The following is a 13,582-nucleotide window of genomic DNA, read 5'->3' as shown; positions in this document are numbered from 1 at the left end:
CGTGTCTCACTTCTTGGGCTGATAGTCAGGGAGCTTGGGGCTGCCGACCAGGCTGCCGGCACCACCCTGGTCGAGCTTCTCGGCAACCGAGGAGAGCGACTGGGACATCTGGCGCAGGTCCTGGATCAGCTGGCCGAGCTCGGGGATGGTCTTCTTCGAGAAGGCCTGTGCGCCCGGCCGCGCATCGTTGAACAACAGGTCGAGCGTGTCCATGCTCTTCTTGGCCGAAGCGATCGTCTTGTTGAGGTTGGCGATCGTCGGCTTCACGTCCTCGGCGATCGTGCCGTTGGCGGTTTCGGCCAGCTTGCCGATCTGCTCGGTGGCGACGCCGAACTTCTGGATGGCGATGCGCGTCTCGGCGAGCGTGGCCGCGATCTCCGGCCCGCGATCGGCGAGCGCATCGGTCAGCCGGTTGGTGTTCGCCAGGATGCCGGCGATCGACGTCTGGTTCTTGTCGCTCAGCAGCTCGGTAAGCCGCTCGGTGAGCGTGGTCAGCCGCTCGAGCAGCTTCGGCGCCGACGAGAAGATCGCGCCCAGGCCGCCGGGCTTGGTCGGGATCACCGGCACGCCGAGCGGGCAGGCGGCGCGCGGGTTCTCGCGCGGGCACTTGATCGGCGGCGCGCCCTTCACCGCGCCTTCGAGCTGCACGGTGCTGGGACCGGTGAAGCTGCTCTGGATCGTCGCGGTGGTGCCTTCGAGGATCGGCACCTCGTCCTTCACGGTGATGCGCACGCGCACCAGCTGGGGATCGGGCTTCCAGAACTCGATTGCCTTCACCTGGCCCGAAGGGACGCCGGAAAAGGCCACTGCCGAGCCGGGGTTGAGCCCGTCGACCGCCTGGCGGAAGAAGATGTCGTACTCGCGCTCGTTGCCGCCCGAGAGGCGGGCAAGCCAGACGATGAACAGGGCGAGGACGGCGAGCAGGATCAGCACGACGGCGCCCACCAGCACGTGATTCGATCGAGTTTCCATCAGCCCCTGTCCTCAGTCACGTCCTCGGCCACGGCATGTGCCTTGGCGCTGGCAACCGCGGTGCGTCCGCGCGGTCCGTTGAAATATTCCTGGATCCACGGGTGATCCAAGGCGAGCAGCTCGGGAATCGTTCCGACTGCGATCACTTTCTTGTCCGCCAGCACCGCCACGCGGTCACAGATGGCGTAGAGTGTGTCGAGATCATGGGTGATCAGGAACACGGTGAGCCCCAGCGTCTTCTGCAGCGAGGCGGTGAGTTCGTCGAACGCGGCGGCACCGATCGGATCGAGTCCCGCGGTAGGCTCGTCGAGGAACAGCAGTTCGGGATCGAGCGCGAGCGCGCGGGCGAGGCCAGCGCGTTTCTTCATGCCGCCGGACAGCTCTGCCGGATATTTGGGCGCCGCCTCGGGCGGCAGGCCGGTCATCACCACCTTGTAGGCCGCGATCTCCTGGAGCAGCGCCGGATCGAGCCGGGGGTAGAATTCCTTGAGCGGAACCTGGACATTCTCCGACACGGTGAGCGTGGAGAACAGCGCGCCGCCCTGGAACAGGATGCCCCAGCGCTTGCGGATCTCGGTCGCCTCGGTCTCGTCGCGGCCGATCGTGTTCTCGCCGAACACATGGATCTCGCCTTCCACCGGGGTCTGCAGCCCGATCACCGAGCGCATCAGCACCGACTTGCCGGTGCCCGAGCCGCCGACCACGCCGAGAATCTCGCCGCGGCGCACATCGAGGTCGAGTCCTTCGTGCACGACCTGGTCGCCGAAGCAGTTCTTCAGCCCGCGGACGGAGATGACGATATCGTCGCTCATATCCATCCGATCTGGCTGAAGAAGACCGCGAAAAAGGCGTCGAGCACGATCACCAGGAAGATCGCCTGCACCACCGCGGTGGTGGTGCGGCGGCCGACCTGCTCGGCGTCCGATTCGACCTGCATGCCCTGGAAGCAGCCGGCGATGGCGATGATCGCGCCGAACACCGGCGCCTTGATCAGCCCGACCCACAGGTCGTTGAGCGGCACGACCTCGCGGATGCGCTGGACGAAGGTGATCGGCGGAATGTCGAGCTGCACCCAGCAGAGCAGGCCGCCGCCGATGATCGCGATCAGCGCCGAATAGAAGCCGAGCAGCGGCAGCATCGTCACCACCGCGATCGTGCGCGGCACGACCAGCGCCTCCATCGGCGAGACGCCGATCGTGCGCATCGCGTCGATTTCCTCGGTGAGCTTCATCGTGCCGATCTGCGCGGCAAAGGCCGAGCCCGAGCGGCCGGCGACCATGATCGCAGTCATCAGGATGCCGAGCTCGCGCAGCGTGATGCGGCCGACCAGGTTGATCGTATAGACTTCGGCGCCGAACTGGCGGAGCTGCACCGCGCCCTGCTGCGCGATCACCACGCCGATCAGGAAGCTCATCAGCCCGATGATGCCGAGCGCTGAGACGCCGACCACTTCGAAACGGTGGACGGTGGCGTGGAAGCGGAAGCGGCGCGGATGGGTGGCGACGTTCCAGAAGGCGATCACCGTGGCGCCGAGAAAGCCGAGCAGGCCGTAGAGCGTGTGGATCGCAGTGAACACGGCATCGCCGATCTCGGCGAGCAGATGGACGAAGGGACTGGCCGGCGGGCGCGGCAGCTCGATCGGATGCTCGGCGGCAACGACCTGGTCGAACAGGTGCTGGCTCGCGGGGTTGAGCCCCTCGATGCTGGCGTCCTTGTCGCGCGCGAAGCGGCGGATCACCCAGGCGCCTACGGTGTCGATCCGATCGATCCCCGAAAGGTCGATCTTCGTGACCGCGCCTTCGACTGCGTCGAGCCGATCGGGCAGGTCGCCGAGATTGGCGAGCGACAGATTGCCGCTGAAGCGGAGGACTGCGCCGCCGCTACCCGAATCTGTCCGTTCGAAATCGGCCAAGGCGCTCATCGCGCGCACCTTTCCGCGATTCGGGCTGGATCGGCAAGCGCTGCCGCTCGTAGATGCTTCAATGCATAAACTCGCAATCTACGACATGGACAAGACGATCACCGCCGCGCCGACCTGGACGCGGTTCCTGATCGCGGCGGCAAGAGCGCGTGCGCCGTGGCGCCTGGCGCTGTTCCCGGCGGTGGGCGTGGCCGGCATCGGCTATCTGCTCAAGCGGGTCGACCGCGCCGGGCTCAAGCAATTCTCGCAGCGCCTGCTGCTCGGCGGGGCGCTCGCGCCGCAGGAGATGGCGCAGCTGGCCGAGGCGTTCGCGGAGCAGGAAGCGATGCACGGCGTGCTCCACGGCGCCCGCGCGCAGATCGCTGCCGACCGGGCGGATGGCTACCGCATCGTCATGGCCACCGCCTCGCACGGCTATTACGCCGCCGCGATCGCCCATCGCCTGGGCATCGAAGACGTTATTGCAACCGAGGCGAAGCGCGATGGGCAAGGCCGGATTCTCTCTCTGATCGAAGGCGATAACTGTTACGGGCCCGTAAAGCTCCATCGCATCGAAAGCTGGATGGCGGGGCAGGCCATCCCGCGCGGCAGCGCGTATGTCCGCGCCTATTCGGATCATGTCTCGGATGCGCCGCTGCTCGGCTGGGCGGACGAGGGATTCGCGGTCAATGCGCATGGGCCGTTGCAGAAGCTGGCGGCGGAAAAGGGATGGCCGCTTCTCGACTGGAGATAATCGCGCCGGCGTTCGTTCTCTCCCCGCACGGAAAGATGCGGAGAGGATCATGGCCAAGACGCTGAAACAACTGGCGGAAATGATGAAGGACGTCGATTTCGCGATGCTCTCCACGCATAGCGAGGGCGGCACGATTGCGGCGCGCCCGATGAGCAACAACCGCGAAGTCGATTATGATGGCGACAACTGGTTCTTCGCCTGCGAGGACACCCGCCTGGTCGCCGACCTGAAGGCGAATGCACAGGTCGGGCTGGCCTTTCACGGCAAGGGCGGGCTGCTCGGGATGAAGCCGGTGTTCGTCCATGTCGAGGGCCTGGCCGAGCTGATCCAGGACAAGGCGGCGTTCGAGGCGCATTGGACCAAGGGGCTCAGCCTCTGGTTCAAGCAGGGCGTCGATACGCCCGGGCTGGTGCTGATCAAGGTGCACGGCACCCGCGCGCATTATTGGGACGGCGAGGACCAGGGCGAGGTTCTGCTGGAGCGCGAGGCGGCATAAAAGCCATTATCGTCATCCCGGCGAAAGCCGGGATCTCGTGCGATCGTGGGAAAGAGCCGCCTGAGATCCCGGCTTTCGCCGGGATGACGTTCTCGCTCAGAGCAGCGCGTCGATGGCGTGGATCGCCACGCCGACCAGCCCGCCGACCAGCGTGCCGTTGATCCGGATGTACTGGAGGTCGCGGCCGACTGCGTTCTCCAGGCGCCCGGTGACCGTCTGTGCGTCCCAGCCCTTGATCGTGTCCGAGACCAGCCGGACGATGCCGTCGCCATAATCGGTCGCGGCGCCGACCGCGCTGCGCCGGGCGAAGCGGTTGATCGTGTCGGCCAGCCGGCGATCGGTCTGGAGCGTGTGGCCAAGCTGGCGCATCGCGTCGCCGAACGCGCCGGTGCGCAGCGCATCGGGGTTGCGCGCCGCCCGCAGCAGCGCCGCGCGCCCGGTTTCCCAGATCCCCATCCACCAATCGGCCAGCGCGGGATTGTCGAGCAGCTCGTTCTTGAACCGCTCGACCTGGGCGCGCCGCTCGGGATCATCCTGCAGGTCGCGGGCGAGCTGGGCGATGCCTTCCTCGGCCTTGGCGCGCAGCGGGTGGCCGGGGTCCTCGGCCATGTCGCCGATCAGCCGGGCGAGGCCCTCGATGATCTTGTTGGCGAGCGTCTCGTCCAGCCCGGTCCAGCGCATCACCGCGCCCGAGCGCTCGTGCACCATCTGGCGGATCATGTGCTCGTTGGCGTCGAGCACCTTTGCGGCCCAGCGGACGATGCCGTCGAGCAGCGGGCGGTGGCGGTCCTCCAGCATCGCCGCCTCGAGCGCGCGGCCGAGCAGCGGGGCGATCTCGAGCGCGCGCAGCCGGGCGGCGATCGTGTGCTTGACCATGCCACCGAGCCGCTCCTGGTCGAGCGCCTCCAATATGTCCGCTGCGAGCCGGCCGAGTCCGGCGCGCAGCCGCCCGCGGCCGGCCCCCGGATCGGCGAGCCAGCGCCCGGCGGCACCGGCAAGGTCCAGCCGCTGCATGCGGCGGGCGACGACCTTGGGGGTGAGGAAATTGTCGCGCAGGAACTGGGCGAGGGTGGAGGCGATGCGATCCTTGTTGCGCGGGATGATCGCGGTGTGCGGGATCGGCAGGTGGAGCGGGTGGCGGAACAGCGCGGTCACCGCGAACCAGTCGGCCAGCCCGCCGACCATCGCCGCCTCGGCAAAGGCGCGGACATAGCCGATCGCCGGATGGACATGGTCGAAGGCGCGGGCGAGCAGGAAGAGCGCGGCCATCGCCACCAGCAGGCCGGTCGCCACCAGCCGCATCTGGCGCAGGCCGGCGGGAACCGCCTCGGATGCAGAAAGGGGAGCGCGCGACATGGTCACGCACTCCCCAATACATCAGACGGGATCAAGTTCACTCCGCAGGCTGCGGCGAATCGTCCCCGGGCTTGTGCTCGATCGTCCCGCCATGGCCCTGGCCGAGCACGCGGCTGCCATCGTCGCCCGGCTTGTAGGTGAGCAGACGGCGCGACAGGCGCGGCCCGAGCCATTGCTCGAGACCCACCGCCAGGCTGAACAGCGCCGGCACGATCACCAGCGTGAGCAGCGTCGACAGGATCAGGCCGCCGATCACGGTGATGCCCATCGGCGCGCGGAACGACGCGTCGCCGTTGAGCGAGAGCGCGGTCGGGATCATGCCCGCGACCATCGCCACCGTGGTCATCAGGATCGGCTGGGCGCGCTTGTGCCCGGCGTCGACGATCGCAGTGAACTTGTCGACGCCCTTGGCCATCTCCTCCAGCGCGAAGTCGACGAGCAGGATCGAGTTCTTCGCGACGATGCCGAACAGCATCAGCGCGCCGATATAGACCGGCATCGAGATCGGCTGGCCGGCGATCCACAACGCGATCAGCCCGCCCAGCGGCGCGTTGAGCAGCGAACCCATGTTCACCAGCGGTGACATGAAGCGGCGATAGAGCAGCACCAGCACCGCGAAGACCAGGAACACGCCCGACATCACGGCGATGATGAAGTTGTTGATCATCTCCGTCTGCCACTTGACGTTGCCCACGGTCATCTCGGCCACGCCGACCGGCAGGTTCTTCATCACCGGCAGATCGTGGATCTTCTTCAGCGCGACGCTGGAGATGACCTGCTTGCCGGTCTTGGGATCGGTAGCGAGATCGGCGCCGACGACGACGCGGCGCTGCAGGTTCAGGCGCTCGATCTTGGTCGGGCCCGTGCCGAAGGCGATGTCCGCGACCGTGCCGAGCTGGACCGAGCCGCCGCTCTGCGTCTGCACCGGCAGGTTCTTAATCGTGTCGAGCTTGGCGCGGGCATCTTCCTCAAGCGCCACGCGGATCGGGATCTGGCGATCGGACAGCGAGAATTTCGCGCTGTTCTGGTCGATGTCGCCCAGCGTCGCGATGCGGATAGCGCTGGACAGCGCCGCGGTGGTGACACCGAGGTTCGCCGCCAGATCGAGCCGCGGCTTGATCACGATTTCCGGCCGGTTGAGGTCGCCGGCGATGCGCGGCGCCACCAGCTCGGGCAGCTTCGACATCTGATCGGAAAGCGCGAGCGCGGTCTTGGTGAGCAGCACCGGATCCTCGCCGCCCAGCGTGATCGTCAGCGCGCGGCCGCTCGAGCCCCAGCCGCCCTGCGAGCGGAAGCCGACACGGGCATCGGCGATCTTGAGCAGATCGGGGGTCAGGCGACGCGTGAACTCGTTGCTCGTTTCGGTGCGATCGTCCTTGAGCTTGATCAGCACGCGGCCGTTGCCGGGACCGGCACGCTCGTACAGGCTCTCGACATTGGGCTCGGTGCGCAGCCGCTCGGCGACCTGGCGCACGACGCGATCGGTCTGATCGAGCGTGGTACCGGGCACCATCTCCACCGTCGCGGTCACCTGGTCCTGATCCTGCTCGGGCTGGAAGGTGTTGGGCAGGATCGCGAAGAACATGATCGTCATGCCCAGCGAGACCACATAGACCAGGATGGCCGACCAGCGATGCCGCAGCGTCCAGCGCAGCAGCTTCACATAGGCGTCCATCACCGGGCCCTCGCCGTGCGCGACATGGCCCTTGGCCTTGAGGAAATAGGCCGCGATCATCGGGGTGACGAGGCGCGCCACGGCAAGGCTCATCAGCACCGACGCGACGACGGTCAGGCCGAAATTCTTGAAGAACTGGCCCGAGATGCCCGGCATCATGCCGACCGGCAGGAACACCGCGACGATCGACATGGTGGTGGCGAGCACGGCCACGCCGATCTCGTCCGCCGCGTCGATCGAGGCCTGATAGGCCGATTTGCCCATCCGCATATGCCTGACGATGTTCTCGATCTCCACGATCGCATCGTCGACCAGCACGCCGGCCACCAGGCTGAGCGCGAGCAGCGTCATCTGGTTCAGCGTGAAGCCGAGCAGGTCCATGAACCAGAAGGCGGGGATCGACGAGAGCGGGATGGCGAGCGCCGAGATGATCGTCGCGCGCCAGTCGCGCAGGAACAGGAACACGACCACGACGGCGAGGGCGGCGCCTTCGATCATCGCCTCCATCGCGGAATCATATTGTTCCTTGGCGTAGCGGCTCCAGTTCGACAGCAGCTCGAAATGAACCTTGGGGTTGTTCTTCTCGAGCTGGGCGAGCTTCTTCTGCGTCTCGTTGTAGATGGTGACGTCCGAAGCGCCCTTGGCGCGCTGGATGTCGAACGAGATCACCGCATGACCGTTGAACCGCGCACTGCTGCGCACTTCGGCGAAGCTGTCCTGCACGGTGGCGATGTCCGCCAGGCGCACGGTGCGCCCGCCGCCCATCGAGATCTGGGTCTGGCCCAGCGTATAGGCGTCCTTGGCGTTGCCGAGCACGCGGACCGACTGCTCATAGCCCGAAATCTCGGCGCGCCCGCCGGCCGCGTTGAGGTTCACCGAGCGCAGCTGGTTGTTTACCTGGCTCGCGGTCAGCCCATAGGACTGGAGGCGCGCGGGATCGAGCTGGACGCGGATCTCGCGGTTGACGCCGCCGTTGCGGTTCACCGCCGACATGCCCTCGATCGACAGCAGCGACTTGGCGACAGTGTTGTCGATGTACCAGCTCAGCTGCTCGACCGTCATGTCGGTGGCGACCGCGGTGAAGCTGGCGATGTCGTTGTCGCTGGCCGAATCGACGCGGCCGATCTGCGGCTCCAGGATGCCGTCGGGCAGGTTGCCGCGCACCTGCTGCACGGCGCTGCGCACGTCCTCCACCGCGCGGTCGATCGGCGTGCCGATCGCGAGCTGGACGACGGTCTGGCTGTTACCCTCGGTCACCGTCGAGTTGATCTCGTCGATGCCCTGCAGGCTGCGCACCGCGCTTTCGACCTGCTGGGTGATCTGCGTCTCGAGCTCGCTGGGCGCGGCGCCCGGCTGGCTGATCGAGATCCAGACGATCGGGAAGTCGATGTCCGGATTGTTGTTCACGTCCATCCGGTTGAAGCTGACAAGGCCCGCAACCGTAAGGAACAGGAACAGGACGATCGGCGGAACCGGGTTCCGGATGGCCCAGGCGGAGATGTTCCGGAAGCTCATGAGACGCGTCCCTTACTGCTTCTTGAGGCCCTGGGGGATGACCTTCTGCCCCGGGTTGAGGAAGGCGCCCGCGGTGAGCACCACGCGCTCGCTGCCGCTCAGCCCCTGGGTGATCGACACGCCGGCATCGGTGACCTCGCCGGTGGTGACCGGAGTGCGCACCGCCTTGTTCTGCGCGTCGAGCGTATAGACGTAATTGCCCTGCGCGTCGCTCTGGATCGCCGACTGGGGCAGGATCACCGCCTCGCTCGAACCGGTGATGATCTGCGCCGCGGCGAAACCGCCCGGGCGCAGCGCCGGATTATAGTTGAGCTGGATGCGGGCGATGCCCTGGCGGGTGTTCGGATCGATCACCGGCGAGACCTGCCACACCGTGCCGCTGAACACCTGGGTGCTGCCGGTCGGCGTCACCTGCGCGGTCGAGCCGACGCGGGTGCGCTGGAGATCGGCCTCCGCGAGCTGCGCACGCAGCTCCATCTGGCCGCCCATCGCCATGCGGAAGAGCACGCCCGATCCGGCGCTGACGATCTGGCCCGGCTCGACCTGGCGGGTGAGCACCAGCCCGGCTTCCGGCGCGCGGATGTCGAGCCGGCCGTTGCGGGCGTTGGTTTCGGCAAGCTGGGCGCGGGCGACGCGGACGCGGGCCGAAGCCTGGTCGCGCGCGGCGGTCAGCCGGTCGATGTCCGCCTTGGAGACGAAGCCGTTCGAGACGAGGCTCTGCGCGCGGTCGAGATTGGCCTGGGCAAGCTTGGCATCGGCTTCGGCGACGCGCACCGAGGCGGCCAGCGAGCTGGCGGTCTGCACCTGCACCGAGCGATCGACGGTGGCGAGGACCTGGCCCTTGCCGACCCAGACACCCGGCTCGACCAGCACGCGCGTGACCAGTCCGCCTTCGCCGGCGACGCCAACGGGCATCTCGCGCTTGGCGGCAAGGCTGCCGGTGCCGCTGATCACGGTCTGGACCGACTGGCGGCCCGGCACCGCGACCGTAACGGTCGGGATCTGCGCGCTGTTTTCGCCCTTGGGCGCCGCGGCCTTCTTGGTCGCCGCGCCGTCGCGATTGCCCATCATGAAGAAGGCGGCGATGGCGATGATCGCTACCACGGCCAGAGTGATCCAGAGCCAGCGCCGCGACTTCGGCGCATCCTCACCCGTGTACTCCAGCCGCTCCTGTCGTCCGAACATCCCTGCCTCGTAATTCATGTGCGACATTCCGATTCGGCCAAGATGGCCGATGCCCCCAATGGATCGCACTGTATTAGATGAATAAGGCACCGGCTACAAGAGCCGTTTCGCTTGTGCAGCGCGAAATGCCCAATTCGGACCTTATTCGCAAGTGTCTGAATGGTTTCCCACCGTTTCCGACAAGAAACGGTTGCAAAGGCGCCCTAGTAGCGCGACCTTCCGCGCGGCCCTGGGGAGACGGGCCGAATCGAGGAGGGATCTAATGCCGCATGGGATTATCGGGTGGCTGATCATCGGCCTGGTGGCCGGCGTGCTCGGCAAGTTGATCATGCCGGGTAAGGATCCGGGCGGCGTGATCGTCACGATCCTTCTGGGCATCGCCGGAGCGCTGCTCGCCAAATATCTTACCCCGATGCTCGGCCTCAACATCGAGGACACGACCTGGCAGGCCTATGCGGCGGCGACGGCCGGCGCGGTGGTGCTGCTCGCGCTCTATCGCCTGATCATGGTGCGCCGGGTCTAGGCGCCCGCGCATTTTCGTTCAGCTTGCATTTGTCCCGTGTGCGGCATGCCGTGCGCGGGACAAATCCTTTTGGAGCCTTTCGATGATTCGCATTGCCCTTGCCACCACCGCCGCGCTGGTCGCCGTTTCCGCGCTGCCCGCCGCCGCGCAGCAGGAGGCGCGTGCCGTGCCGCTCGACGGCACCGTGCTCGATGTCAGCGCGACCGGCAGCAGCACGCGGGTGCCCGATCTGGCGGTGATCCAGGCCGGCGTCGTCACCCAGGCGGCAACCGCGGCCGAGGCGATGCAGCAGAACAATGCGCAGATGACCAAGGTGCTGGCGGCGCTGCGCGGCGCCGGCGTCGCCGAGCGCGACATCCAGACCGCGCGGATAAGCCTGAGCCCGCAATATCGCTATGCCGAGAACAAGCCGTCGGTGATCACCGGCTATCAGGCGTCGAACCAGGTCTCGATCCGCTTCCGCGACGTGGCGAAGAGCGGCAGCATCCTCGATGCGCTGGTCCGCGAGGGCGCCAACGACATTTCCGGCCCGAACCTGACGATCGACAAGCCCGATTCGGCGCTCGACGAAGCGCGGGTGGACGCCGTGAAGAAGGCGCGGGCGCGCGCCGAGCTCTATGCCCAGGCGGCGGGGCTCAGGGTCGATCGCATCCTGGCGATTTCGGAGAGCGGCGCACTGCCGCCGATGCCGGCGCCGGTGATGATGCGCGCGCAGGCCGGCATGGTTGCCGACAAGCTCGAGGTCGTCGCCGGCGAGCGCGAACTGAACGTCACCGTCTCGGTGCGCTTCCTGCTCAAGTAACGCGCATGAAAAAGGGGCCGCCCCGGCTGGGACGGCCCCTTTTGAACCTGGGATCCGGTTAGCGCAGCGAGCCGCGACGGACCAGATTGACCAGCGCGAGCAGAACGATCGCGCCGACCAGCGACACCAGGAACGTGGTCGGCGTGATCACGCCGCTGTTGATGTCGCCACCGCCGAACAGCCAGCCGCCGATAAAGGCGCCGACGATACCGACGATGATGTTCAGGAAAATGCCCTGCTGGGCATCGGTACGCATCACGATGCTGGCGAGCCAGCCGACGACACCGCCGATGACCAGCCAAACGATAAGACCCACCATAAGTCCCTCCGTTGTTTAGGCCCGCGGACCGGGCGACGGAGGGAAAATGAGCGGCCACTCATGTTGGTTCCGTACCGAAATTTTACGTCGACTCGGGAACTTTTCCGATTGCGGACAAGAAAAAGGCCCGCCCCGGCATGCCGGGACGGGCCATTGCTCCTTGAGGGAGGAGCTCAGTATTTCTGCTGCCGCTCGTAGAGCGAACGATAATGCTGGATGCGCGTGACGCGCAGGCCCGGCATGCCCGAACGATCGATCGCGCGCTGCCAGCCGGCGAATTCCTCGACGGTCAGGCCATAGCGCTCGCACACTTCGTCGACGCTGAGCAGGCCGCCGTTCACCGCGGCCACCACTTCCGCCTTGCGACGCACCACCCAGCGGGTGGTGTCGGGCGGCGGCAGCGTATCGAGCGTAAGCGGCTCGCCGAGCGGGCCAATCACTTTCGCTGGACGGATCTTCTGGTTCTCAATCATCTACTCGCCTTTCGGGGCGGGGGGCCCCCGCTACGCAACTCAACAAAACGACCCATATTCGCCGCGCTTGAACAGGGGCTAAAACGCCTCGGTAAACGCAGTCTTCATTCCTCTTTACGACGGGTAAGGGCGAGCGCCGCGAGGCTGTGAAAGGCCCCGTGCGCCGGCGCGAGCAGTTGCTCGACCGGCGCCACCAGCGCCAATCGGGCCTGCGCGCGGGCCGTGGGACTCGCCGCCTGGCGCGCCGCCACGCCGACCAGCAATACCGCCAGCTCGGTCGGCATGGCGGTGATCGCCACATCGCGTTCAAGTCTGGCGAAACTCAGGTCCACGCTCTCTTACCCATCCGACAAGTTGATCTCGGATGGTCTGTTCTACCCCAGAGAGTTGAAGGGTCCGTAAAGCAGGTGAAAACGGGAGCTTAACCAGCGTTACCGGAATCCAACCGGACTGGCGCACTGCTCCGGGAGCGCCTAAATGCGCGCGATCATGCTCGCAGGAGACTTTCAGCTCGAAGGGCCGCTCAAGGCCAGGCGCATCGTCGTCGCCATGTCCGGCGGAGTCGATTCGTCGGTCGTCGCCGCGCTCGCCGCCGCCACTGGCGCCGAGACGATCGGGGTGACCTTGCAGCTCTACGATCATGGCGAGGCGGTGGGCCGCGCCGGTTCGTGCTGCGCCGGGCGCGACATCCGCGACGCCCGCGCCGTGTGCGACAAGCTGGGCATCGCGCATTATGTCTTCGATCATGCCTCGAGCTTCAAAAGCGAAGTGATCGACGACTTCGCCGACGAATATCTGGCGGGCCGCACGCCGATTCCCTGCGTGAAGTGCAACATGGGTCCCAAGTTCACCGACCTGTTCGCGCTCGCCCGCGACCTGGGTGCCGACTGCCTGGCGACCGGCCATTATGTCCAGCGGGTGATGGGGCCGCAGGGTGCCGAGCTGCACCGCGCGCACGATCCGGCGCGCGACCAGAGCTATTTCCTGTTCGCCACCACTGCGGCGCAGCTCGATTTCCTGCGCTTCCCGCTGGGCGGCATGCCCAAGCCGCAGGTGCGCGAGCTCGCCGCCGCGCTGGGGCTGGGCGTCGCTGCCAAGCCCGACAGCCAGGACATCTGCTTCGTCCCCGACGGCGACTATGCGACTTTGGTCAAGAAGCTGCGCCCCGAGGCGGAGACCGGCGGCGCGATCGTCGACGAATCGGGCCGGGTGCTGGGCCGGCACCGCGGGCTGATCCACTTCACTGTCGGCCAGCGCCGCGGGCTCGAGATCGGCGGCGCACCCGAGCCCTATTATGTCCTGCGGCTCGATCCGGCGACCAGGGAGGTGGTGGTCGGCCCCAAGCGCGCGCTGGCGGTGCGCGCGGCGCGGATCGAGGGGATCAACTGGCTGGGCGGCAGCTATCAGGGCCCGATGACCGCCAAGGTACGCAGCCTCGCCAAGCCGGTACCCGCGCGATTGGAGAACGGCCGGGTGGAGTTCGAATCCCCCGAATACGGCGTCGCCCCGGGCCAAGCGGCGGTGCTCTATGCCGGCGAGCGCGTGCTCGGCGGCGGCTGGATCGCCGAGACCGAGCGCGCCGAACTGCTGCCGGCCTGATTCGGGCCGGAAA

At 67.0% G+C, this 13,582-nt stretch carries 14 protein-coding genes; 5 read left to right on the top strand and 9 right to left on the bottom strand.

What is annotated here, in order from left to right; genetic code table 11:
- Nucleotides 1-6 precede the first annotated feature (6 nt).
- From P6144_RS07355 to P6144_RS07345, 3 genes are read right to left on the bottom strand one after another with little or no spacing between them, the layout of a single operon-like run.
- Nucleotides 7-972: an MlaD family protein gene (locus P6144_RS07355; protein ID WP_277767083.1), complete on the bottom strand. Its 966-nt coding sequence runs from the start codon at nt 970-972 to the stop codon at nt 7-9.
- Nucleotides 972-1,784, bottom strand: coding sequence for an ABC transporter ATP-binding protein (locus P6144_RS07350; protein WP_277767082.1), 813 nt, complete (start codon nt 1,782-1,784; stop codon nt 972-974). The genes P6144_RS07355 and P6144_RS07350 overlap by 1 nt, the downstream gene beginning before the upstream one ends.
- Nucleotides 1,781-2,893: an ABC transporter permease gene (locus tag P6144_RS07345; protein WP_277767081.1), complete on the bottom strand. Its 1,113-nt coding sequence runs from the start codon at nt 2,891-2,893 to the stop codon at nt 1,781-1,783. Before P6144_RS07345 ends, P6144_RS07350 begins: the two co-directional genes overlap by 4 nt.
- Before the next feature lie 61 nt (nt 2,894-2,954).
- Between P6144_RS07345 and P6144_RS07340 the strand changes: the two genes are divergently transcribed.
- Nucleotides 2,955-3,626: an HAD-IB family phosphatase gene (locus P6144_RS07340; protein ID WP_277767080.1), complete on the top strand. Its 672-nt coding sequence runs from the start codon at nt 2,955-2,957 to the stop codon at nt 3,624-3,626.
- A gap of 49 nt (nt 3,627-3,675) precedes the next feature.
- Nucleotides 3,676-4,122: a pyridoxamine 5'-phosphate oxidase family protein gene (locus P6144_RS07335; RefSeq protein ID WP_277767079.1), complete on the top strand. Its 447-nt coding sequence runs from the start codon at nt 3,676-3,678 to the stop codon at nt 4,120-4,122.
- 96 nt (nt 4,123-4,218) lie between these two features.
- Here the strand turns inward: P6144_RS07335 and P6144_RS07330 are convergent, their stop codons facing one another.
- From P6144_RS07330 to P6144_RS07320, 3 genes are read right to left on the bottom strand one after another with little or no spacing between them, the layout of a single operon-like run.
- Entirely contained in the window at nt 4,219-5,478 is a 1,260-nt protein-coding gene (locus P6144_RS07330; RefSeq protein ID WP_277767078.1) for a DUF445 domain-containing protein, read from the bottom strand.
- Nucleotides 5,479-5,515: 37 nt separating this feature from the next.
- The gene (locus P6144_RS07325) at nt 5,516-8,668 is read right to left on the bottom strand and encodes an efflux RND transporter permease subunit (protein ID WP_277767077.1); all 3,153 of its coding nucleotides are present in this window, start codon (nt 8,666-8,668) and stop codon (nt 5,516-5,518) included.
- A gap of 12 nt (nt 8,669-8,680) precedes the next feature.
- Nucleotides 8,681-9,871, bottom strand: coding sequence for an efflux RND transporter periplasmic adaptor subunit (locus tag P6144_RS07320; protein WP_277767076.1), 1,191 nt, complete (start codon nt 9,869-9,871; stop codon nt 8,681-8,683).
- 244 nt (nt 9,872-10,115) lie between these two features.
- On the opposite strand from P6144_RS07320, the gene P6144_RS07315 reads away from it, so the two are divergent.
- Nucleotides 10,116-10,376 (top strand): GlsB/YeaQ/YmgE family stress response membrane protein, encoded by a 261-nt coding sequence (locus tag P6144_RS07315; protein WP_277767075.1) that lies wholly within the window; start codon nt 10,116-10,118, stop codon nt 10,374-10,376.
- Nucleotides 10,377-10,458: 82 nt separating this feature from the next.
- Nucleotides 10,459-11,178 (top strand): SIMPL domain-containing protein, encoded by a 720-nt coding sequence (locus P6144_RS07310; protein WP_277767074.1) that lies wholly within the window; start codon nt 10,459-10,461, stop codon nt 11,176-11,178.
- Nucleotides 11,179-11,236: 58 nt separating this feature from the next.
- Here P6144_RS07310 and P6144_RS07305 read toward each other — a convergent pair whose 3' ends face one another.
- The 3 genes from P6144_RS07305 to P6144_RS07295 all read right to left on the bottom strand — a co-directional run bounded on the left by P6144_RS07305 (nt 11,237) and on the right by P6144_RS07295 (nt 12,302).
- Complete coding sequence (locus P6144_RS07305) at nt 11,237-11,494, bottom strand: GlsB/YeaQ/YmgE family stress response membrane protein (RefSeq protein ID WP_277767420.1); 258 nt, start codon at nt 11,492-11,494, stop codon at nt 11,237-11,239.
- Nucleotides 11,495-11,670: 176 nt separating this feature from the next.
- Entirely contained in the window at nt 11,671-11,970 is a 300-nt protein-coding gene (locus P6144_RS07300) for a DUF1153 domain-containing protein (protein WP_044334131.1), read from the bottom strand.
- Between the two features lie 104 nt (nt 11,971-12,074).
- The gene (locus P6144_RS07295; RefSeq protein ID WP_277767073.1) at nt 12,075-12,302 is read right to left on the bottom strand and encodes a hypothetical protein; all 228 of its coding nucleotides are present in this window, start codon (nt 12,300-12,302) and stop codon (nt 12,075-12,077) included.
- A 157-nt stretch (nt 12,303-12,459) separates the two neighbouring features.
- Here P6144_RS07295 and mnmA point away from each other — a divergent pair, with 157 nt between their 5' ends.
- Entirely contained in the window at nt 12,460-13,569 is a 1,110-nt protein-coding gene (gene mnmA, locus P6144_RS07290; RefSeq protein WP_277767419.1) for a tRNA 2-thiouridine(34) synthase MnmA, read from the top strand.
- Nucleotides 13,570-13,582 lie beyond the last annotated feature (13 nt).

It is taken from the genome of Sphingomonas sp. HITSZ_GF (assembly GCF_029543155.1).
In the GTDB taxonomy this organism is placed as follows: domain Bacteria; phylum Pseudomonadota; class Alphaproteobacteria; order Sphingomonadales; family Sphingomonadaceae; genus Sphingomonas.
The sequence above is the reverse complement of the archived record's forward strand: the minus strand, read 5'-3'. Positions and strand labels throughout refer to the sequence as shown.

Bases quoted from the DNA above. Each gene is read 5' to 3' on its own strand.
- P6144_RS07355 (WP_277767083.1), bottom strand. From the start codon at position 972: ATGGAAACTCGATCGAATCACGTGCTGGTGGGCGCCGTCGTGCTGATC.
- P6144_RS07350 (WP_277767082.1), bottom strand. From the start codon at position 1,784: ATGAGCGACGATATCGTCATCTCCGTCCGCGGGCTGAAGAACTGCTTC.
- P6144_RS07345 (WP_277767081.1), bottom strand. From the start codon at position 2,893: ATGAGCGCCTTGGCCGATTTCGAACGGACAGATTCGGGTAGCGGCGGC.
- P6144_RS07340 (WP_277767080.1), top strand. From the start codon at position 2,955: ATGCATAAACTCGCAATCTACGACATGGACAAGACGATCACCGCCGCG.
- P6144_RS07335 (WP_277767079.1), top strand. From the start codon at position 3,676: ATGGCCAAGACGCTGAAACAACTGGCGGAAATGATGAAGGACGTCGAT.
- P6144_RS07330 (WP_277767078.1), bottom strand. From the start codon at position 5,478: ATGTCGCGCGCTCCCCTTTCTGCATCCGAGGCGGTTCCCGCCGGCCTG.
- P6144_RS07325 (WP_277767077.1), bottom strand. From the start codon at position 8,668: ATGAGCTTCCGGAACATCTCCGCCTGGGCCATCCGGAACCCGGTTCCG.
- P6144_RS07320 (WP_277767076.1), bottom strand. From the start codon at position 9,871: ATGAATTACGAGGCAGGGATGTTCGGACGACAGGAGCGGCTGGAGTAC.
- P6144_RS07315 (WP_277767075.1), top strand. From the start codon at position 10,116: ATGCCGCATGGGATTATCGGGTGGCTGATCATCGGCCTGGTGGCCGGC.
- P6144_RS07310 (WP_277767074.1), top strand. From the start codon at position 10,459: ATGATTCGCATTGCCCTTGCCACCACCGCCGCGCTGGTCGCCGTTTCC.
- P6144_RS07300 (WP_044334131.1), bottom strand. From the start codon at position 11,970: ATGATTGAGAACCAGAAGATCCGTCCAGCGAAAGTGATTGGCCCGCTC.
- mnmA (WP_277767419.1), top strand. From the start codon at position 12,460: ATGCTCGCAGGAGACTTTCAGCTCGAAGGGCCGCTCAAGGCCAGGCGC.